Below are 851 nucleotides of genomic sequence, written 5' to 3'. Positions count from 1 at the left end.
CCCGCGTCAAAACCCCAAAGCCAGCGCACGAGACCCCGATCTTGGCCTTATCCGCCAAGCCTCACGAATAAGACGGGTTAACGAGCCTCAGCCTGAGTGGGGGGAGGCGTGCTCCAAACCATTATGATGGTGGTCGTGGATGTCATCGTGGTCGTCGTTCGGATCAACGCTAACAAGGTTGACCACGCCAAAGCGGACGCCGCGTTCAGTCTTGATGGCGTCGGTCAGAGCGCGAACCGCGCGGGTCGGTCCCTTAAGGATCATCGTCTCGAACGATGAGGCGTGATCGAGGATGACGTGCGTGGTCGAGACGACAAGATTGTGGTGCTCGTGCTGCATGTCGAGCAACCGCTGCGCCAGGGCACGCGTCCGGTGATTGTAAATATAGGACAGGTTGGCGACACAGTTTGTGCCGGCCCCGCTCCCCAGGCGGCGAGCATCGACCGCGTGCCGCACTAGATCGCGGACCGCCTCGGAGCGGCTTTGATAACCTTGGTCTCTGGTCAGGTCGTCAAACTCTACGGCAATTTCCTCGTCGAGCGAGACTGTCACACGCTGCATAGCAAACTCCGCAATTTAAGGATCGAAACTACACCCTCTGACCGCGTGATGTCGAACGTCTCAATTTTGCTTAACCGCTGCATCCTCCCTTGTTGGTCCGTCGTATATCGATAAAGTTCGTATGAATGACGCAGTGATTCTGCATAAGGGAACGCGATTTTGAAAAGGTCTCCGGCAAGTCGCTCGGCTTGGCATCGCCCAGTCATCCTCACTCTAGCCCGGATTATTCGTCGGACGGGCGATTTCGGGTTGGCGAGCGTAGCTTAACCTACTGATTTAGTGTAGAGAAA

The 851-nt window shown here is 56.5% G+C and carries 1 protein-coding gene; it reads right to left on the bottom strand.

Annotated elements, in window-relative coordinates:
* Positions 1-87 precede the first annotated feature (87 nt).
* Positions 88-561 carry a nickel-responsive transcriptional regulator NikR gene (nikR, locus tag QN347_RS19315; protein ID WP_322162133.1) on the bottom strand — a complete coding sequence of 158 codons (474 nt, stop codon included), beginning with the start codon at positions 559-561 and terminating at the stop codon, positions 88-90.
* Between the last annotated feature and the right edge of the window lie 290 nt (positions 562-851).

The organism is Sphingomonas sp. 10B4 (assembly GCF_035019905.1).
Classification (GTDB): Bacteria; Pseudomonadota; Alphaproteobacteria; order Sphingomonadales; family Sphingomonadaceae; genus Sphingomonas; species Sphingomonas glacialis.
Note: the sequence above shows the minus strand (reverse complement) of the source record. Positions and strands in the feature narration are given on the sequence as shown.

Coding starts and splice junctions, on each gene's coding strand:
- nikR (WP_322162133.1), bottom strand. CDS start 561: ATGCAGCGTGTGACAGTCTCGCTCGACGAGGAAATTGCCGTAGAGTTT.